Raw genomic sequence first — 19,096 nt, 5'->3', positions numbered from 1 at the left:
TTGCGTTGTTTAGTAAAAATTGCATCACTAAACAAATTACTAAACATCTGCAGCGCTGCCGCGCCGCCATGTTTGGGCCCCTGAGGAGAGGGGTTTGGAGCTCTTGAAACCGTCATCCGGACGCGTTTCGCAAATGGGAGGAAGGCATGAAATCGAGCTTGAAACTGGCGTTTGGACTGGCCTCGGCGATTACAGCGTCGACAGCCGTCTCGAATGTCGCGCACGCTGAAGACCTGACGCTGTGCTGGGCCGCCTGGGACCCGGCGAACGCACTTGTCGAACTGTCCAAGGATTTTACCAAGGAAACCGGCATCGGCATGAAATTCGAATTCGTGCCGTGGACCAACTATGCCGACCGTTTCCTCAACGAGCTGAACTCGCACGGCAAGCTGTGCGACCTGATCATCGGCGACAGCCAGTGGATCGGCGGCGCCGCCGAGAACGGCCACTACGTCAAGCTGAACGACTTCTTCGACAAGGAGAAGATCAGCATGGACGACTTCGTGCCGGCAACCGTCGTCGGCTATTCGGAATGGCCGAAGAACACGCCCAACTACTGGGCGCTGCCGGCCATGGGCGACGTCGTCGGCTGGACCTATCGCAAGGACTGGTTCTCCAAGCCGGAGCTGCAGAAGGAATTCAAGGAGAAGTACGGCTGGGACCTCGGCCCGCCGACCACCTTCGACCAGCTGAAGCAGATCGCCGAGTTCTTCCAGAAGCGGCAGGTCGACGGCAAGACCGTCTATGGCGCCTCGATCTACACCGAGCGCGGCTCGGAAGGCATCACCATGGGCGCCATGGACGTGCTTTACAGCTACGGCTTCCAGTACGAGAACCCGAAGAAGCCCTACGAAATGGAAGGCTTCGTGAATTCCGACAAGTCGGTTAAGGGGCTGGAGTTCTACAAGGCGCTCTATGATTGCTGCACCCCTCCGGGCGCCTCGAACAGCTACATGGGCGAAGGCGTCGATGCCTTCAAATCCGGCCAGGTAGCGATGCACATGAACTTCGCCTTCACATGGCCGGGCCTGCAGAAGGACGAGAATGTCGGCGGCGACAAGATCGGTAAMTTCGTCAACCCCAAGGGGCCTGACGGCGACCAGTTCGCGCAGCTCGGCGGCCAGGGCATCTCCGTGGTGTCCTATTCCGACAAGCAGGAATCGGCACTGAAATACATCAAGTGGTTCGCCAACAAGGATGTGCAGGCCAAATGGTGGTCGCTCGGCGGTTATTCCTGCCTCAACGCGGTGGTCAAGGACCCGAAGTTCCCGGCCAGCCAACCCTATGCGCAGACCTTCCTCGACTCGATGGCGATCGTGAAGGACTTCTGGGCTGAGCCCAGCTACGCGCCGCTGCTGCAGGCGTCGCAGAAGCGCTTCCATGACTATGTCGTTGCCGGCCAGGGTTCGGCCAAGGATGCCCTCGACGGCCTGGTCAAGGACTGGACGCAGGTCTTCCAGGACGACGGCAAGATGTAACAGGCTCCTCCCGAGCTAGGCCCAGGCGTCCCGTGCCACCTTGGCACGGGACGCAGTTCAGATAAATTCCATGACAGAGACGACCCAAGTGACCGAAGCAGGACTGACCATGCTCAATCGGACTGCGGAGAACGTTGCCCGGGCGACCCCGGAACCGTTGGCCCGCAAGGTCCGGGGCATCAGCGACAAGGGCCTCGCCTGGCTGTTCATCTCGCCGACGATCCTGTTGCTGCTCGCCATCAACATCTTCCCGCTGTTCTGGGCGATCTATCTGTCGTTCACCAACTTCCGCGCCAACCGCCCGAACGAGGTGGTGAAGAACCTCGGCTTTGCCAATTACCAGCGCATCCTCGCCGACAAGGACATCTGGATCGCCATGCAGACGACGGCGCATTTCGTGTTCTGGACCATCCTGCTGCAGACGCTGATCGGCTTCACGCTGGCCTGGCTGATCGACAGAAAGTTCCGTGGCCACGCGTTCTGGACGACGCTCATCCTGGTTCCGATGATGCTGTCGCCGGCGGTGGTCGGCAATTTCTGGCGCTTCCTCTACGAGCCGCAGATCGGCCTTTTCGCCTATGCCATTTCCTTCGTCACCGGCATCCCGCCAACAAATATCCAGATGCTCTCCAACGTGTCGCTGGCGCCATGGTCGATCATCATCGTCGACACCTGGATGTGGACGCCCTACGTGATGCTGATCTGCCTCGCCGGGCTGCGGTCGATCCCCGAATACATCTATGAGGCGGCCGAGGTCGACCGCGCCTCCAACTGGCGGCAGTTCTGGTCGATCACGCTGCCGATGGCGCTGCCCTTCATCATGCTGGCGGTGCTGTTTCGCGGCATCGAGAACTTCAAGATGTTCGACATGGTCAATCTGCTCACCGGCGGCGGGCCGGGCTCGACCACCGAGGTCGCCTCGATCACGCTGAAACGCCAGGCGTTCGAAAGCTGGCGGACGGGCTATTCCTCGGCCTTCGCCATCATCCTGTTCGTCGCGGTGTTCGGTCTGGCCAACATCTACGTCAAGGCGCTCAACAAGGTGAAGCAGAGATGAGCCTGACCACTGCCCACTCGGTCGTCGCACCTTCGGCAAATTCCAAGCGGATCGCCGGCGCGATCATCATCGCCTACGCGCTGATCTCGATCGTGCCGCTGCTGTGGATCTTCGCCACCAGCTTCAAGACGCCGCCGGATTCGATCGCCTACCCGCCGAAGCTGCTGTTCCAGCCGAGCCTCGAGGGCTACTGCAACCTGTTCACGACGCGCACCCGGCAAACGCCGGAATACATCAACTCGCTCGGACCGGCGACCGGCTTTTGCGACGAGACCACGCGCAAGCGCAACATGGTGATCGCCGGCCCGTCCAACTTCCTGCCGCGCTTCGTCAATTCGCTGATCATCGCCTTTGGCTCGACCTTCTGCGCCGTCTTCCTTGGCACGCTGTCGGCCTATGGTTTCTCGCGCTTCAAGGTGCCGCTCGCCGACGACCTCCTGTTCTTCATCCTGTCGACGCGCATGATGCCGCCGATCGCCGTCGCTATTCCCATCTACCTGATGTACCGCGAGCTTGGCCTGTCCGACACCGCGCTCGGCATGATCCTGCTCTATACGGCGGTCAATGTCTCGCTGGCGGTGTGGCTCTTGAAAGGCTTCATCGACGAGATCCCGCGCGAATACGAGGAGGCGGCGATGATCGACGGCTATACGCGGCTGCAGGCCTTCTGGCGCACCGTGCTGCCGCAAGCGACGACCGGCATTGCCGCCACCGCCATCTTCTGCCTGATCTTCGCCTGGAACGAATATGCCTTCGCTGCGCTTTTGACCTCGGGCACGGCGCAAACCGCGCCGCCCTTCATCCCGACCATCATCGGCGAAGGCGGCCAGGACTGGCCGGCGGTGGCGGCCGGCACGACGATCTTCCTGGTACCGATCCTCGTCTTCACCATCCTGCTTCGCAAGCAATTGCTGCGCGGCATCACCTTCGGCGCGGTGCGCAAATGAGCCTGACCAGCCCTCAGAAACGCAAATCGCGCTGGCCGGTCTGGGCCAGGCGCGGGCTGATGGAAAACATCGCCACGGTGTTGATCGCCCTCGGCTTCCTGATGCTGTTCCAGCCCTTCGCGCTGTCGCTCTACACCTATTCCTTCATCACCATGCTCGCCGGCACCGTGATGTTCATCATCGTCTCGAAGTTCCCGGAATAGCCATGGCCGAAATTCGCGTTCAGCACCTGAGAAAGGCCTTCGGCGATTTCGTCGCCGTGCAGGATTCCAACTTCGTCGTCGAAGATGGCGAGTTCTTCGTCATGCTCGGACCGTCGGGCTGCGGCAAGACGACGACCTTGCGCATGATCGCCGGACTCGAACTGCCGACCGGCGGCCAGATCCTGCTTGGCGGAGACGACGTCACCATGCTGCGGGCGCGCGAGCGCGACATCGCCTTCGTCTTCCAGCTGTTCGCGCTCTACCCGCACATGAACGTGCGCAAGAACATCGGCTTCCCGCTGCTGGCGCAAGGCATGCCGTCAGCCGAGATTCGCCAGCGCGTCGAAGAGACGGCCAAGCTTCTGCGCATCGACCATCTGCTCAACAAATCCGTCTCAGGCCTCGCCGGTGGCGACCGCCAGCGGGTGGCGCTCGGCCGCGCCATCGTGCGGCGGCCAAAGTGCTTCCTGATGGACGAGCCGCTCGGGACCCTTGATACCGAGTTCCGCGATTTGATGGTCCATGAGTTGCGCGAACTGCACAACCGCATCCACGCCACCACCGTCTATGTCACGCACGACCAGATGGAAGCGATGTCGATGGCCGACAAGATCGCGGTGATGAACCATGGCGTCATCGAACAGTTCGGCACGCCGCGCGAGATCTACGACCGGCCGGCGACCATGTTCGTCGCCGATTTCATCGGCTCGCCGCCGATGAATTTCCTGGGCTTCGGCGGTGGACTGGCAAAGGGCGTGAAGGAAATCATCGTCCAGGGCGCGAAGGTCGCGGTGCCGGAAGTGCGCGAGGATATCGCCCCGGCCGACATGGCGCTGGGCATCCGTCCGGAACATATCCGCTTCGACGACAACTCCAAGCTGCGTGGCGCAATCTACGGCACCGAATATCTCGGCACCACACAGATCGTCGCGGTGGAGACGGCGGACGGCATCATCAAGGCCCGGGTGCCGGCCGAAATCCGGCTCTCGACCGGCGACCATGTCGGCCTGACGCTGAGCAGCGCGCGGCTGTCACTGTTCGAGAAAGGATCGGGCCGCGCGGTGAGAACCGCGATCCACGATGCCGCCTCGGAGCGGAGGGCACAGCATGGCTGACGTGCACATCAAGAATGTGAGCAAGAGTTTTGGCGACCATGTCGCCGTCAACGGTCTCGACCTCTCCATCGCCGATGGTGAGTTCGTCGTGCTGCTCGGGCCGACCGGCGCCGGCAAGACGACGACGCTGCGGCTGATCGCCGGGCTGGAGCGGCCGGATGCCGGCACCATCGAAATCGGCGGCCACAATGCCACGACGCTGTCGCCGGCCGAGCGCGACACCGCCTTCGTGTTCCAGCAATACTCGCTCTATCCGCATCTGTCGGTTTTCGACAACCTTGCCTTCCCGCTGCGCTCGCCGGCACGAAGAATGCCGGAAGAACAGATCCGCCGCCGGGTCGAGGAGGTGGCGAAAATGGTGCGCATCCACCACAAGCTCGCCAACCGCTCGACCAAGCTGTCGGGTGGCGAAATGCAGCGCGTCGCCATCGGCCGTGCGCTGGTGCGCAAGCCTTCCATCTATCTGATGGACGAGCCGCTGTCGTCGCTCGATGCCAAGTTGCGGGCGGATCTCAGGCTCGAACTTAAACGCATCCAGGCCGAACTCGGCGCCACCATGCTCTATGTCACGCATGACCAGATCGAGGCTATGACGATGGCCGACCGCATCGGCATCCTTGCCGATGGCGTGCTGGTGCAGATCGGCTCGCCCCGTACGATCTATTCGGAGCCGGCAAACCTGCATGTCGCGGCCAGGCTCGGCCAGCCGGCGATCAATCTATTGCCAACCGGGCTGCTGCCCGATGGCGGCGCACCGGCCGGCACCAAGACGATCGGTGCACGCACCGAACATCTGTCGATCGAGAAGGCCGCGAATGGCCATGCCGACGGCGTCGTCGACTGGGTCGAGCATCTTGGCGACCAGAACCACCTGCATGTGACGGTGGGGGCCAGGAAGCTGGTGACGCTGACCGATCCCGAAACGGATCTGGGGCAAGGCGACAGGGTGGTGATCCGCTACCGGTCGCCGCTCTATTTTGGTGCCGACGGACAAAGGCTGATATGAACGGTTTTCGGTGTTTCCCTGCCAAGGGGTCAACACCGGCTTCTGATTGATGACTGCAGACAAGTGACTGGACGAATTCGATGAAGCACTTTTTCAATCGCAGGGAAACGATCGTCACCGAGGCGCTGGACGGCCTCTTGCGGACCATTGGCGCAGGCGACCTCGCGCGTCTCGATGGCTATCCCGAGATCAAGGTCGTCCTGCGCGCCGACTGGGACAAGACCAACGTCAGCGTCGTCTCCGGCGGCGGCGCCGGGCACGAGCCGTCACATGCCGGCTTCGTCGGCAAGGGCATGCTGACGGCGGCGGTCTCGGGCGAGATCTTTGCCTCGCCAAGCGTCGAAGCGGTGCTGGCGGCCATTCGCGCCGTGACCGGCCCGGCCGGCTGCCTGCTGATCGTCAAGAACTATACCGGCGACCGCCTCAATTTCGGTCTGGCGGCCGAGAAGGCGCGCGCCGAAGGCTTTCGCGTCGAGATGGTGATCGTCGCCGACGATATCGCGCTCCCCGACATTGCCCAGCCGCGCGGCGTTGCCGGCACCCTGTTCGTGCACAAGATATCAGGCCATCTGTCGGAAGCCGGCCACGATCTGGCTGATATCGCGGCGGCCGCGCGAGCCGCGGCGAAGGACATCGTGTCGCTCGGCATGTCACTGTCGTCCTGCTCGATACCAGGCCAGCCGCACGAAGACAGATTTGGCGAGAACGACGGCGAGCTCGGCCTCGGCATCCATGGCGAGCCGGGCGTGGAGCGKATCGCCGTGCAAAGCGCGGACAGACTGGTCGCGATCATGGCGGAGCGGCTTGCGGCACGGCTCGATCCTGCGGCCAGCCATGCCCTGCTGATCAACAATCTCGGTTCGGTACCGCCGCTCGAAATGTCGCTGGTCGCCAATGCGGTGCTTGCTTCGCCGCTGGCCAAATCCATCAAGCTCACGATCGGCCCAGGACCGTTGATGACGGCGCTCAACATGAACGGCCTCTCGCTGTCGCTGATCCGGCTCGACGCCGTACGCGAGAAAGCCCTGCTGGCGCCGGTTGGTCCGCACGCCTGGATGCCGGCAAAGCCTGTTGTATCGCCCTCTGTCGTGCCCATCGCGAAACCAGCTGCTGAAGGCGCGGCGCGCAAACCCAGCCAGGATGCCCGCACCCGGCGCCTTGTCGTCAGCATCTGCGAAAAGCTGATCGCGCTCGAAGGCACTTTGAACGGGCTGGACGCCAAGGCGGGAGACGGCGACACCGGTTCGACGGTGGCGACAGGCGCGCGCAGCGTGCTCGAGCGGCTTGATACGCTGCCGCTTGCCGATCCTGCGGCCACCCTTGGCGCGGTGGGCGACATTCTGAGCGCGTCCATGGGCGGCTCCAGCGGGGTGCTGCTGTCGATCTTCTTCACCGCGGCGGCGCAGGCCCTGGACGGCGGCGCCAGCGTGGCCAAGGCGCTGCTTGCCGGTCTCGAACGGATGACTTTCTATGGCGGCGCGGAGGTCGGCGACCGCACCATGATCGATGCCCTCGAGCCTGCCCTGAAAGCGCTCGACGCCGGCGGCCTGGGGGAAGCGGCAACAGCGGCTCGACGCGGTGCCGAGGCCACGTCCGCCATGGACCGGGCGAAAGCCGGGCGGTCCGCCTATGTCGGCAGCAAGCTGCAGGGCGTGGTCGACCCCGGCGCCCATGCGGTGGCCGAGGCCTTTGCGGCCGCGGCCGCGCTGCTTGCAGCGGCCTGACGCATGCTACAGTTGTCGAATGAAAATTCTTTCGCTACTGCCGGCAGGGTGGGAACCAGGAATTTGGCTGACATGGCGGCGTTGAACCTTTCCAGGCTGATCGTGGCGGCCGCGGATACGATTGCCGCTCACGCCGAGGAGTTGACGGCGCTGGACCAGGCGATCGGCGACGGCGACCACGGGCTGAACATGAAGCGCGGTTTCGAGGCCGTACGCAGCGAGGCCGAGGCGTTTGCCGCCAAACCGCTGCCCGAGGCACTGAAGGCGATCGGCACCAAGCTGGTGATGACGGTCGGCGGCGCTTCGGGTCCGCTGTTCGGCACCTTGTTCATGGCGCTCGGCAAGGAAATTTCTGCCGCGCCCGACCGCGCCAGTCTGACCTTGGCTTTCGGCAAGGCCATCGAAGCCGTGGCGGCGCGGGGCAAATCGCAGGTCGGGCAGAAGACGATGCTCGACGTGCTGCAGCCTGTGCATGAGGCGCTGCTTCAGGGAAAGACGGCGGCGGAGATCGCCGACAGCGCCGACGCGGCCGCCGAAGCAACCGTGCCGATGAAGGCCCAGCGTGGCCGCGCCTCGTTCCTTGGCGACCGTTCGATCGGCCATATGGATGCCGGTGCGCGCTCAACCGCGCTTCTGGTGCGGACAGTGGCGAAAACCGTCGAGGAAAGCGCATGAGCAATGTCGGCATCGTCATCGTTTCGCATTCGCCGCTCGTCGCCGAGGGCACGGCCGACATGGTGCGGCAGATGGTGGGCGACGAAGTGCCGCTTGCATGGTGCGGCGGAAACGGCCATGGCGGGCTCGGCACCAATGTCGAGGCAATCATGAGCGCCATCGACAGGGCCTGGTCGGAAGCCGGCGTCGCCATCCTGGTCGATCTCGGCGGTGCCGAGACCAACAGCGAAATGGCGGTGGAGATGATCGGCGAGCCGCGTGCGCAGAAGATCATCGTCTGCAACGCGCCGATCGTCGAAGGCGCGGTGATGGCGGCGACCGAGGCGTCCGGCGGCGCCTCGCTGCGGGAAGTGGTGGCGACGGCGCACGAATTGTCGCCGTCGTGAACGAACGGGAACTTTAAAGACATGTCCGCATCCGCCGAAGCGACCGTCCTGATCACCCACGAGGTGGGTCTGCATGCGCGTCCTTCGGTGAAGTTCACCAAGCTGGCCAAGACCTTCGCCGCCGAGGTGGAAATAGCACTGGCCGCCAATGGGCCATGGTTCGACGCCAAGAGCATCGTCAAGGTGATGGCCACCAAGGCGCCGAAGGGCACGGTACTGCACATTCGCGCCAGCGGCGATGGCGCCAATGATGCCGTCGACGCACTGGTCGAACTGGTGCGGCGCGATTTCGACGAAGGCGCGGACCATGTCCGAACCGCTTAGGCTGCAAGGCATTTCGGCCTCGGCCGGGTATGCCGAGGGACCGCTGTTCGACCTCGACCAGATTGCAATTGCCTACGCCTGCAAGGAAAATGCTGCCGACGAGAAGGCTGCGCTCGAGACCGCAATCGATGTCGCGACGAGCCGTCTCGCTGGATTGATCAAAATCGCTGACGGTGACGCCGCCGACATCCTCGAATTTCAGATCGCGATGCTGGAGGACGACGCGTTGAGCGGCCCGGCTTTTGCTGCGATTGCCTCTGGACACCCCGCCGATGCGGCATGGCGACAGGCGCTGGATGTGGAAATCGCTGGCTACGAGACCTCGGATCAAGATTATTTCCGCGCCCGTGCGGCCGACATACGCGACATCAGGGACCAGGTGCTGCGCGCGCTGACCGAGGATGGCGGGGTTCAAGCACCGTCCGGCGCCATCCTCTACGGCGCGGACATCGCGCCGACGCGTTTTCTCGAAACCGACTGGAGCGGCGGTGGCGGCATCGCGCTGAAGGCGGGCAGCACGGCGAGCCACGTCGCCATGCTGGCGCGCTCGCGTGGCGTGCCCATGGTCGTGGGGCTTGGGGTGGTGGATCTTGGCAACGCGCCCGCCAATCTTGCCGGCATAGCACTGCTCGATGCCGAACATGGCGGCATCGTGCTGTCACCTTCCAAGGCCGAGATCGACGCCTTTCGCCAATCGTCGTCGTTGTTCTCGGCGCGCCGCGACCGGGCCGGGATTTTTCTGGCGCGGCCGGCGGTGACCAGGACCGGCATAGCGGTGCGGGTGCAGGTCAACATCGCCGACCCGTCCGACGTCGACGGCATCGACATCGCCACCTGCGACGGTGTCGGCCTGATGCGCACCGAATTCCTGTTCGGCAAGACGTTGCCCGATGAGGAAACGCAGTATCGCGCCTATCGCAAGGTGCTGGACTGGGCCGGCGACAAGCCGGTGACGATCCGCACCGTCGATGCCGGCGGCGACAAGCCAGTGCCCGGCTTTACCGTCGAGGAAGGCAATCCGTTCCTCGGCCTGCGCGGCATCAGGCTGTCGCTGGCGCGGCCGGAAGTGTTTCGTGTACAAATCCGGGCACTGCTGCGCGCCGCCGTCCATGGCAGTCTGAAAGTGATGTTCCCGATGATCGCCATTGTGGAGGAATACAGACAGGCAGCGGCGATGTTCGCCGAAGAGCAGGCAGAGCTCGCCGCGCGCGGCATCGCGCAAAAGATGCCACCGCTCGGCATCATGGTCGAGGTGCCGTCGGTGGCGATCGCGCCTGAGGCCTTTACCGAGGCCGCCTTTTTCTCGATCGGCTCCAACGACCTCACCCAATATGTCATGGCAGCCGCCCGCGACAACGCTCTGGTGGCGCACCTCAACTCGGTCCGTCATCCAGCCGTGCTGCGGCTGGTCGCCGCGGTCACCGCGTTTGGCCTGCGCGAAGAAATCCCGGTCAGCCTGTGCGGCGATGCCGGCGGTGACCCCACCGCGATCCCATCGCTGCTCGAGGCCGGCCTGCGCGATCTGTCCGTCGCTCCGGCGCAACTCGCCATGGCCAAGGCGGCGATCGCGGACGTTTCTATCCAGGCGCGGCCGGCATGATCGACAAGATACCTGAAGCCGGTTCCGAAGAGGCGATCCGCGCTTATAAGACGATCCTGTCGCATGTCATCGACCAGCGACCGTCCGGCATGCGCCAGCGGCTTGCCGATGCGCTTGGCAAGCACCGCAGCTTCGTCACGCAGATCTCCAGCCCGGCCTATTCGATCCCGATTCCGTCAAAGCATTTGCCTTCGATCTTTTCGGTCTGCCATTTCAGCCCGGCCGAGCGCGATCAGTTTCTTGCCGCCTACCACCAGGCGCATCCGGGAAAAATGTCTGTCGCGGCAGGCATGCGCAAGACGCGGCATGTTTCGCTCATCGTGCCCGATTTCGGCGACGACAAGCAGAACGCTGCACTCGATCGGGCAGTGAATGATTTTATCCAGAAGATCACCAGCATCACCGGCAAGGGTGGTTGATCCGTCAGAGCGGTTCAACAAGGCCCATTTCGGGAGGAGACGGCCGTGAAGAAATTTATGAATTCGCTGGACACGGTGCTGACCGAAAGCCTCGACGGCTTCGTTGCCGCCCATGCCGACATCCTGGTGCTTGGCGAGGAACATAAATTCGTCCGCCGCAAGACCTTGCGGCCGGGCAAAGTAGCGCTGATCTCCGGCGGCGGCTCCGGCCACGAGCCGCTGCATGGCGGCTTTGTCGGTCACGGCATGCTCGACGCCGCCTGCCCCGGCCAGGTGTTCACCTCGCCGACGCCGGACCAGATGCTGGCGGCGGCGGAAGCCGTCGACACCGGCGCCGGCTGCCTGTTCATCGTCAAGAATTATGAGGGCGATGTGATGAACTTCGAGATGGCGGCTGAAATGTCGGAAGGCGTCGTGCAAATCGTCACCAATGACGATGTCGCCGTCGAGAATTCGTCCTACACGACCGGCCGGCGCGGCGTCGCCGGCACGCTGGTGGTGGAAAAGATCGTCGGCGCGGCGGCCGAGCATGGCCTGGCGCTGGCGCCGCTGAAGGCGTTGGGCGAACGCGTCAACGCTGCTACCCGCTCGATGGGCGTGGCGCTGACCAGTTGCACCGTGCCGGCCGCCGGCAAGCCGACTTTCGACATCGGCGACGGCGAGATGGAGTTCGGCGTCGGCATCCACGGCGAGCCCGGACGGCGACGAGACACATTGAAAAGCGCCGATGCCATTGCCGAGGAAATTTGTGCCGCGATCGTCGGCGATCTCGGCGACGGAGCCAAGGGCCCGGCGCTGCTGTTCGTCAACGGTTTTGGCGGCACGCCGCTGATGGAGCTCTACCTCATGTACAACAGCGCGCGGCGGATTTTCGAGAAGCATGGCGTGACGGTGACCCGTTCGCTGGTCGGCTCCTATGTGACCTCACTGGACATGGCCGGCTGCTCGATCACGCTGACCATGCTCGACGCGGAAACGGCCGCGTTCTGGGATGCGCCGGTGCATACGGCGGCGCTGCGCTGGGGCATGTAATCTTCTGGAAGCCGGCGGCGGGAACACGCCCGCCGCCGGCTTCCAGCAGGTATCGTCCCAGAAATAGTCTTCTTCGCGATGCGGGAGCGCCCGACCCGTCCGGGCCAGACCGTTGCTTTTCTTCCCCTAAGTAAGGTAAAGACTCCTCGGGCCTTCGGGAGATAGCGTATGCGTTACAATTGGGAGCGGGCTCCGACGAGCTTCGAACGTCACAGAAAAGCCCTGGCGACAGCCATTTTGATCTTCGGTGGCATCGGCCTCATGCTTGTGGCTTTGCCGATCTAGAGCAATCGACTTTGTCAGCGCGGTTGGCCGGTCACCGCAATGAAGCGGCGGTCGCGGCCCTCGAAGCCCTGGCTGAAGCGCTGCACCAGCACCACAATGACGGCGGGCTTGCCGGCCGGGGTGAATTCGTAGGATTCCGAGAGGCTGTAGGAGGTCGGGCAATTCCTCGACCCCGGCACGGTCTTGTCTTCATGCAGGACCTTGAAGGGCTTGCCGTCCTGCCCTTGCAGCGTCAGCCGGAAGCCGAGCGCCTTGCCCGATATGTCGCCTTGCTGTGTGGCGTCGAAACTCGCTGAACAGTCTGTGGTGCTGCTGGCCAGGATCTGGTCGAGCTGGATGGTCGAAATGTCGAGTTGGTCATAGAGCGGCGAAAGCCATTTCTGCGACACCTGCTCGAGGCGGGAAATGTCGTTGTAGGCAACCATCTCATCGGGAAAGGTGAACTTGTCGGAAGCCGTCTGCTCGCCGCGCGATGCGACGGCATATTTGGCAAGGATGGGCGCCGCCTTCGCGGCGGCCTGTGCCCTTGCCTGCTCAAGGGTCAGTGTCGCCTCCTCGGACTCGTCGACGACGAGGATCGGCTTGCCGCCAACGAAGGCGTCGGCACGGGTGTCGATGATGTCGATCTGCGAATAGCCGGAGTTCGAAGCGCCGGCGTCGAGCGTTCCATATTGCTCGAAGGCGAAATAGTTGCCGTCGGGCGAAAAGCCGATGATGCGCCGTGCCGAGGCATCGCCAGCCCAGGCGGCGGACGCGGCCGTCAATGACAGCGCCGCCAGCACGGCCGCTCCAATCCGATATCGCAATTTCATCGCAGCTTGCCCCCAAGCGCCAGATCGATGCCGGCCGCACAATGGCGCACATTTGCGGCCAAGGTTAGAGCGCGCTATTTGGTGGGAAGAAAAACATTCCTGGGGAGGTGTCGGATGACTTCACGCTATCACGAGGTCTATGACGGCTGGAAACGCGATCCGGAAAGGTTCTGGGCCGAGGCGGCCGATGCCATCGACTGGTATTCGCCCTATGACAAGGTGTTCGATGCCACGGCCGGCGTCTACGGCCGCTGGTTTACAGGCGCGACCTGCAACACCTGCTACAATGCCGTCGACCGCCACGTCGCGGGCGGACGCGCCGAGCAGATCGCGCTGATCCATGACAGCGCCATCACCGGAACGATCAAGAAATTCACCTATGCCGAACTGAAGCGCGAGGTGGTCGCGCTGACCTCGGTGCTGAAGAACCGCGGCATCGGCAAGGGCGACCGCGTCATCATCTACATGCCGATGGTGCCGGAGGCTGCCTTCGCCATGCTGGCCTGTGCCCGCATTGGCGCCGTGCATTCGGTTGTCTTCGGCGGCTTTGCCTCGCATGAGCTTGCCACCCGCATCGATGACGCCAAACCGAAGCTGATCATCTCGGCCTCCTGCGGGCTGGAGCCGGGCCGCGTCGTTGCCTACAAGCCGCTGCTCGACAGAGCGATCGAGATTTCCCGCCACAAGCCGGACGGCTGCCTGATCCTGCAGCGCGACCAGTTGCCTTGCGAATTGAAGGAGCATTTCGACATCGACTATGCCGATGCCGTCGCCCGCGAACGGGCAGCCGGCGCCAATGTCGACTGCGTTCCGGTGCTTGCCACCGACCCGCTCTACATCATCTACACATCGGGCACGACCGGCCAGCCCAAGGGCATCGTGCGCGACAATGGCGGCCACATGGTCGCGCTGAAATGGACGATGGAAAACGAGTTCGGCGTCAAGCCGGGCGAGGTGTTCTGGGCAGCGTCGGACGTCGGCTGGGTGGTCGGCCATTCCTATATCGTCTATGGGCCGCTGCTGCATGGCTGCACCAGCGTGCTGTTCGAAGGCAAGCCGATCGGCACGCCCGATGCCGGCACCTACTGGCGGGTGATAGCGGAGCATGGCGTGGTCGCGCTGTTCACCGCGCCGACCGCTTTTCGGGCCATCAAGGGACAGGATCCGAAGGGCGAATTCATTCCGAAATACGACCTGTCGAAATTCCGCACGCTGTTCCTTGCCGGCGAGCGCGCCGACCCCGAAACCATCAAATGGGCGGAGCAGAAGCTCAACGTGCCGGTGGTCGACCATTGGTGGCAGACCGAGACCGGCTCGCCGATGACGATCAACCCCGCCGGCCTCGGCCTCCTGTCGGTGAAGTACGGCTCGCCCGGCGTGCCGATGCCCGGCTACGACATTCGGGTGCTCGACGATGCCGGCCACGAAGTGCCGCGCGGCACGCTGGGCAATGTGGTGGTCAAGCTGCCGCTGCCGGCCGGCTGCCTGCCAACGTTGTGGCACGCCGATCAACGGTTCCGCCAGGCCTATCTCGACGAGTTCCCCGGCTTCTACAAGACGGCGGATGCCGGCATGGTCGACGAGGATGGCTATCTCTATGTCATGGCCCGCACAGACGACATCATCAATGTCGCCGGCCACCGGTTGTCGACTGGCGCCATGGAGGAAGTGCTTTCCGCCCATCCCGACGTCGCCGAATGCGCCGTCATCGGCATCGCCGATACCATGAAGGGCYAGGTGCCGCTTGGCTTCGTGGTTCTGAATGCCGGCGTTTCGCGCGAAACCGGCGCCATCGAAAGCGAAGTGGTCGGCCTGGTGCGCGAACGCATCGGCCCGGTCGCCGCCTTCAAGACGGTGGTGACGATCAAGCGGCTGCCCAAGACACGTTCGGGCAAGATCCTGCGCGGCACCATGCAGAAGATCGCCGACAAGGAAGAATGGACGATGCCGGCAACCATCGACGATCCGCTGATTCTCGACGAAATTACCGCCGCCCTGAAGGAGCGAGGGATCGTGGTTTAGGAAAATYGGCGGGGTCGGCGCGGCAATCTTTTGTTGTGCAATGCAGCAATCCACCTTACACCCTTGATCGGGGGGCCATCCGGCGAGGCGGTATGGCTCAGCAGAAGAAAATCACATTTGGCGGCGTCGACATCCTGCGGTTCCTCGCTGCCGTCATGGTCATGGTCTATCACTACGGCTTCTGGGTGTGGGCGTTTCCGGACGGTGTTTCAGCACGCGCCACGGGCGGCCTTCCCGCGCAGCCGGCGATAGGCGCCTGGGTCGAATCAGGCTGGGTCGGCGTGCAGATCTTCTTCGTCATCAGCGGCTTCGTCATCGCCTTCAGCGCCGAGAGATCGACGCCGCTGCGATTTTTCGAAGCAAGGGTGAAACGACTGGCGCCGGCGGTCTGGATCTGCGCACCCGTCACCGCGGTCGTGCTTTTGATCGTCGGCCTGAGCTGGCCGACCGATGCCGTCGACAGGCTGGTTCGCACCGGCCTGTTCGTTCCCTACGCACCCTGGGTGGACAGCGTCTACTGGACACTCGGCATCGAGATCGCCTTCTATGCCATAGTCTGGACCTTGCTGCGGCTTGGCCGCTTCCATCAGATGGAATGGGTGGCGATTGCCATCGGCATGGTCAGCACGCTTTTCTGGTGCCTCTATTACCCGCTCGGCTGGGCCGACCTTGCCGAGACACGCAYGCTCGACCTTTTGCTGGTGCATCACGGCGTTTTCTTCGCGACTGGCGTCATGTTGTGGCTGATGCGCTTCAATGCGGTGACGACGGCTCGCCTTGCCTTCTGCGCCCTGTTCCTGGGCGGCGGCGTGCTGCAGATCGCCAGTTCGGTCGACGTTCACATCCTGAAGGTCGGGCGAGAGATGCCGTTCGCGCCGCCGATCCTCATCTTCCTCGGTGGGGTCGCACTGATGGCATGGTCGCTTCGGCTCGACCTCTCCTGGAGCGGCTGGCGCCGGATCGGCCTGATGACCTATCCGCTCTACCTCCTCCATGACGTCGTCGGCGCGGCCCTGCTCGGCGTCCTGGTCCGCGCGGGTCTGCCGCATCTCTTCTCGATGGTGATCGTCGGCGCGACGATGATCGCGGCAAGCTGGCTGGTGGCGACCGAGGCCGAACCACGCATCCGGCTGCTGCTCGACCACACCGTTTTCCGCTATCGGCTCAAGGCCGCGTAGTCGCGACTGATCATCCGCGGGTCTCCTAGGCCCGGCTCGGCACTGCGGCCTTCCAGAGGCGGACGGCCAACTGCCACAGGAATCGCCGGACCCGCGAAGTAGGCTGATCCGCTCCTAATGCATCACTCAAAGCGCGCAGCGTTCGGGGTATGCAAAAAGCAAGGATTCAGGGCGCGTCGACCGACCCTGTTTCAACGCAATGGCTTTAAGAGGGCCTACTCGAACAATGTCAGACCGTTGCCTTTGCCTTGCTGCGCACTTCCGACTTTTCCAGATAGTAGGTCGAGTATTTGTCGAAGAATTTCTCGGAGCCGCCGAACGATCCGTATTTGGCCAGCTTCTTCAGATCGACCTTGTTCAGCACCGCCCCGATGATCTTGTTGGCAACATAGGGTTCGGATTCCAGCATCGACCTCACCATCGCGCGGGGCGTGCGCCCCCATTCGGTGACGAGCACAAACCCGTCGACCAGCGGCGCGAATGCCTTGGCATCGACCACCGGTCCGAGCGGCGGCAGATCGACGACGATGTATTCGAAGGTCTCCTTGGCGTTGTCGATGAAGCGCCGCATCCCGGCCGAGGAGAGAAGTTCGCTGGTGTGCGAGAAGTGACCGCGCGACACGGCCGGGATGATGGCCAGCTTCGTCTGCCGGTCGATCTTGCCAACGGACTGCCACGCCTGGCCGTTGACCACGGCTTCCATCAAACCTTGCTCGGCTTCCATGCCGAGACCACGGCTGAGGCCGGGGTTGCGCAGGTCGCCGTCGATGAGCAGCGTCTTGGCGCCGTTGGCGGCAAGCAATCCGGCGAGATTTGCCGCGACCGTCGACTTACCCTCGCCGGGAAGCACCGAGACGATGCCGATAACGCGGCTGCCTTGCCCTTCCATCACGACGTCGAAGGCGATCTTGGCGCTGCGCAGCGTTTCGGAGAACATCGACGCAGGCGAATCGATGCTCACCCGCATGCGCGCCCGCCTTTCGGCGGACGACAGCGATCTGGCGGTCTTGTCATCCACCTGGGTATCGCCGGGCTTTTCTTCCTTGCTCAGCTTGCCGCCGATCGTCGGCAGATAGCCGAGGAATTTCAGCCCGACACGGTCGCGCACCTCCTCGCCGGTCCTGAAGAAACGTTCGTTGAATTCATTCAGGCCGCCGAAGCCGGCGCCCATCAGCGTGCCAAGCACCAGCGAAAGTCCAATCACGATGATCGTGCGTGGGCTTGACGCGGTGAGCGGCATCGAGGCGTCCGAGATGATGCGGATCTTGCCGACCGGGAAGGATTGCTGCTGCGCGGCTTCCTCGTAGCGGCCGAGGAATGTCTGATAGAGCGTGGTGAGCGCCGTCGCCTGCTGATCGAGTTCCCGCAGCTTGACCTGCGTCTGGTTGTCGACGGAACTCTTGCCTTGCGCGGCCGCGACATTGGCCCTGAGCGCGGTCTCGCGCGCCAGCGCCACTTCATATTCGTTGCGATAGCTTTCGGTCAGCTGCTTCAGTTCGCCGAAGATCTGAGTCGATATGTCGGCCTTCTCCTTGGCAAGCGCCAACGCCTGCGGATGCTGGGCGCCAAAATTCGCCTCGACGTCCTGCAGCCGCTTGGAGACTGTGAGGTAACGGGTCTTGAGCGCCGCGATGACCGAGCTGCTCGGCTGGTCGCTTGATATGGCGGCATCCTTGAAAGCGTTGTCGGAGCCGCTTTCGACAATCGCCTTGTACTGCTGGTAGCGGGCACTGGCGCGTGCGGTGTCAGCCTGCGCGACGATGAGCTGGGCGTTGAGATCGGACAGTTGCTTGTCGCTCATCAACTGGCCATCGCTGTTGGCGGCCAGGCCATGTTCGGCCCTGAATTTCTCGACCGCGAGCGATGCCGCCTGCGAGCTCTCGCGCAATTCCGTCAACCGGCCCTGCAGCCAGACCGCCGCCCGCTCGGTGGCGTCGAAGCTGGCATCGAGCTGATCGGCAAGATAGGCATCGGCATAGGCTTTGGTGATCGCATGGGCCAGGGCCGGATCCGTCGACTGATAGCCGAGGGCGATGACGTAGCTTCGCCCCGTGCGCTCCGCCCGCACCTCGTTCTGCAGCTTGAGGATCGCGTAGTCGCGACGGGACGTGGCGATCAGCGCATCGCGGGCGGCGGGGTCGAGCTTGCTGATGTCACCGACGCCCGGCATGACGGGGCTCGGGCGAACATACTGGATCAGGCCCCGGATCAGCCCGACGCCCCTTGCCAGAGCCGATACGGGCGGATTCAGGAAGGCATCGTTCTGGTCGAGCTTCAGCTTGTCGACGACCACGGCGGCAAGCCGCGTCGAGGTCAGGATCTCGATCTGGCTCAGGATGGCGGAATCGGTCTGCATGGTTGTCGACGCCGCCGAAATGTCATCGACGATCTTGTTCAAGCCCTCGTCGATCAGCACGCTTGAGACCGACTGATATTGGGGCGGCGTGGTCTGCAGATAGAGCAGGCCCAGAAAGAGACCGATGACGGCGCACACGGCAACCACCTTGGCTTGCCGTGCGGCCATGCCAAGCAGCCGCTCGATGTCGATGAAGTCTTCGCCGTCTCCTGCGTCCGAATTCGGCAATGGCATCCTCTTGTCGAGAGGAAAGTTGGCATAATTCATCTTCGGTCCAATTCCAGAGCCTGTTCCATCCCGATGATCGGGATGGAGATCCATCTCAGCGTTTGAGCATGATCTTTTCCGAAAACCGGTGGTCATTTTTCGGGATCATGCCGGGGCTTGCACAGCCGCGAAGATCGGGAGCATTGCGCAATAAAACGCAAACTTCGTGCCAGGCGGCGCGGGAGCTATCGCCCCGCGTCGCCAGCCATC

17 protein-coding genes are annotated in these 19,096 nt (G+C 63.3%); 15 read left to right on the top strand and 2 right to left on the bottom strand.

Going from position 1 to position 19,096, the window contains the following annotated elements:
• Nucleotides 1–146: 146 nt before the first annotated feature.
• The 13 genes from ACXJ7R_RS00160 (at nucleotide 147) to dhaK (ending at nucleotide 11,966) form a co-directional block, all read left to right on the top strand.
• Nucleotides 147–1,478 carry an ABC transporter substrate-binding protein gene (locus ACXJ7R_RS00160; RefSeq protein WP_457150035.1) on the top strand — a complete coding sequence of 444 codons (1,332 nt, stop codon included), beginning with the start codon at nucleotides 147–149 and terminating at the stop codon, nucleotides 1,476–1,478.
• A gap of 109 nt (nucleotides 1,479–1,587) precedes the next feature.
• Nucleotides 1,588–2,535, top strand: coding sequence for a carbohydrate ABC transporter permease (locus ACXJ7R_RS00155; protein WP_184873362.1), 948 nt, complete (start codon nucleotides 1,588–1,590; stop codon nucleotides 2,533–2,535).
• A complete protein-coding gene (locus ACXJ7R_RS00150; protein ID WP_095082780.1) occupies nucleotides 2,532–3,482 on the top strand; it encodes a carbohydrate ABC transporter permease in 951 nt (316 codons plus the stop codon). The genes ACXJ7R_RS00155 and ACXJ7R_RS00150 overlap by 4 nt, the downstream gene beginning before the upstream one ends.
• Nucleotides 3,479–3,685 carry a hypothetical protein gene (locus tag ACXJ7R_RS00145; RefSeq protein WP_457150034.1) on the top strand — a complete coding sequence of 69 codons (207 nt, stop codon included), beginning with the start codon at nucleotides 3,479–3,481 and terminating at the stop codon, nucleotides 3,683–3,685. The genes ACXJ7R_RS00150 and ACXJ7R_RS00145 overlap by 4 nt, the downstream gene beginning before the upstream one ends.
• A 2-nt stretch (nucleotides 3,686–3,687) precedes the next feature.
• Nucleotides 3,688–4,800, top strand: coding sequence for an ABC transporter ATP-binding protein (locus ACXJ7R_RS00140; RefSeq protein WP_457150033.1), 1,113 nt, complete (start codon nucleotides 3,688–3,690; stop codon nucleotides 4,798–4,800).
• Nucleotides 4,793–5,806, top strand: a complete 1,014-nt coding sequence (locus ACXJ7R_RS00135) for an ABC transporter ATP-binding protein (protein WP_457150032.1) — start codon at nucleotides 4,793–4,795, stop codon at nucleotides 5,804–5,806. Before ACXJ7R_RS00140 ends, ACXJ7R_RS00135 begins: the two co-directional genes overlap by 8 nt.
• Nucleotides 5,807–5,886: 80 nt before the next feature.
• A complete protein-coding gene (locus tag ACXJ7R_RS00130) occupies nucleotides 5,887–7,530 on the top strand; it encodes a dihydroxyacetone kinase subunit DhaK (RefSeq protein WP_457150031.1) in 1,644 nt (547 codons plus the stop codon).
• A gap of 72 nt (nucleotides 7,531–7,602) precedes the next feature.
• The gene (gene dhaL, locus ACXJ7R_RS00125) at nucleotides 7,603–8,205 is read left to right on the top strand and encodes a dihydroxyacetone kinase subunit DhaL (RefSeq protein ID WP_457150030.1); all 603 of its coding nucleotides are present in this window, start codon (nucleotides 7,603–7,605) and stop codon (nucleotides 8,203–8,205) included.
• Nucleotides 8,202–8,591 (top strand): dihydroxyacetone kinase phosphoryl donor subunit DhaM, encoded by a 390-nt coding sequence (gene dhaM / locus ACXJ7R_RS00120; RefSeq protein ID WP_184873275.1) that lies wholly within the window; start codon nucleotides 8,202–8,204, stop codon nucleotides 8,589–8,591. The genes dhaL and dhaM overlap by 4 nt, the downstream gene beginning before the upstream one ends.
• A gap of 21 nt (nucleotides 8,592–8,612) precedes the next feature.
• Nucleotides 8,613–8,915: an HPr family phosphocarrier protein gene (locus ACXJ7R_RS00115; RefSeq protein WP_184873274.1), complete on the top strand. Its 303-nt coding sequence runs from the start codon at nucleotides 8,613–8,615 to the stop codon at nucleotides 8,913–8,915.
• Nucleotides 8,899–10,515, top strand: a complete 1,617-nt coding sequence (gene ptsP / locus ACXJ7R_RS00110) for a phosphoenolpyruvate--protein phosphotransferase (RefSeq protein WP_457150029.1) — start codon at nucleotides 8,899–8,901, stop codon at nucleotides 10,513–10,515. Before ACXJ7R_RS00115 ends, ptsP begins: the two co-directional genes overlap by 17 nt.
• Nucleotides 10,512–10,934 (top strand): hypothetical protein, encoded by a 423-nt coding sequence (locus tag ACXJ7R_RS00105; protein WP_457150028.1) that lies wholly within the window; start codon nucleotides 10,512–10,514, stop codon nucleotides 10,932–10,934. Before ptsP ends, ACXJ7R_RS00105 begins: the two co-directional genes overlap by 4 nt.
• A gap of 45 nt (nucleotides 10,935–10,979) precedes the next feature.
• Nucleotides 10,980–11,966 carry a dihydroxyacetone kinase subunit DhaK gene (gene dhaK / locus ACXJ7R_RS00100; RefSeq protein WP_457150027.1) on the top strand — a complete coding sequence of 329 codons (987 nt, stop codon included), beginning with the start codon at nucleotides 10,980–10,982 and terminating at the stop codon, nucleotides 11,964–11,966.
• Nucleotides 11,967–12,265: 299 nt separating this feature from the next.
• On the opposite strand, the gene ACXJ7R_RS00095 is transcribed toward dhaK, so the two are convergent.
• Entirely contained in the window at nucleotides 12,266–13,063 is a 798-nt protein-coding gene (locus tag ACXJ7R_RS00095; RefSeq protein WP_457150026.1) for a DUF2259 domain-containing protein, read from the bottom strand.
• Between the two features lie 114 nt (nucleotides 13,064–13,177).
• On the opposite strand from ACXJ7R_RS00095, the gene ACXJ7R_RS00090 reads away from it, so the two are divergent.
• On the top strand, nucleotides 13,178–15,085 hold the full coding sequence (locus ACXJ7R_RS00090; protein WP_457150025.1) for a propionyl-CoA synthetase: 1,908 nt from the start codon (nucleotides 13,178–13,180) through the stop codon (nucleotides 15,083–15,085).
• A gap of 92 nt (nucleotides 15,086–15,177) precedes the next feature.
• Nucleotides 15,178–16,263: an acyltransferase family protein gene (locus ACXJ7R_RS00085; RefSeq protein WP_457150024.1), complete on the top strand. Its 1,086-nt coding sequence runs from the start codon at nucleotides 15,178–15,180 to the stop codon at nucleotides 16,261–16,263.
• Nucleotides 16,264–16,492: 229 nt separating this feature from the next.
• Here the strand turns inward: ACXJ7R_RS00085 and ACXJ7R_RS00080 are convergent, their stop codons facing one another.
• Complete coding sequence (locus ACXJ7R_RS00080) at nucleotides 16,493–18,886, bottom strand: polysaccharide biosynthesis tyrosine autokinase (RefSeq protein WP_457150023.1); 2,394 nt, start codon at nucleotides 18,884–18,886, stop codon at nucleotides 16,493–16,495.
• Nucleotides 18,887–19,096 lie beyond the last annotated feature (210 nt).

The organism is Mesorhizobium sp. P5_C1 (assembly GCF_054049815.1).
The sequence above is the reverse complement of the archived record's forward strand: the minus strand, read 5'-3'. Positions and strand labels throughout refer to the sequence as shown.

Bases quoted from the DNA above. Each gene is read 5' to 3' on its own strand.
- dhaM (WP_184873275.1), top strand. From the start codon at position 8,202: ATGAGCAATGTCGGCATCGTCATCGTTTCGCATTCGCCGCTCGTCGCC.
- ptsP (WP_457150029.1), top strand. From the start codon at position 8,899: ATGTCCGAACCGCTTAGGCTGCAAGGCATTTCGGCCTCGGCCGGGTAT.
- ACXJ7R_RS00135 (WP_457150032.1), top strand. From the start codon at position 4,793: ATGGCTGACGTGCACATCAAGAATGTGAGCAAGAGTTTTGGCGACCAT.
- ACXJ7R_RS00150 (WP_095082780.1), top strand. From the start codon at position 2,532: ATGAGCCTGACCACTGCCCACTCGGTCGTCGCACCTTCGGCAAATTCC.
- ACXJ7R_RS00145 (WP_457150034.1), top strand. From the start codon at position 3,479: ATGAGCCTGACCAGCCCTCAGAAACGCAAATCGCGCTGGCCGGTCTGG.
- ACXJ7R_RS00105 (WP_457150028.1), top strand. From the start codon at position 10,512: ATGATCGACAAGATACCTGAAGCCGGTTCCGAAGAGGCGATCCGCGCT.
- ACXJ7R_RS00095 (WP_457150026.1), bottom strand. From the start codon at position 13,063: ATGAAATTGCGATATCGGATTGGAGCGGCCGTGCTGGCGGCGCTGTCA.
- dhaL (WP_457150030.1), top strand. From the start codon at position 7,603: ATGGCGGCGTTGAACCTTTCCAGGCTGATCGTGGCGGCCGCGGATACG.
- ACXJ7R_RS00140 (WP_457150033.1), top strand. From the start codon at position 3,688: ATGGCCGAAATTCGCGTTCAGCACCTGAGAAAGGCCTTCGGCGATTTC.
- ACXJ7R_RS00155 (WP_184873362.1), top strand. From the start codon at position 1,588: ATGCTCAATCGGACTGCGGAGAACGTTGCCCGGGCGACCCCGGAACCG.
- ACXJ7R_RS00115 (WP_184873274.1), top strand. From the start codon at position 8,613: ATGTCCGCATCCGCCGAAGCGACCGTCCTGATCACCCACGAGGTGGGT.
- ACXJ7R_RS00080 (WP_457150023.1), bottom strand. From the start codon at position 18,886: ATGAATTATGCCAACTTTCCTCTCGACAAGAGGATGCCATTGCCGAAT.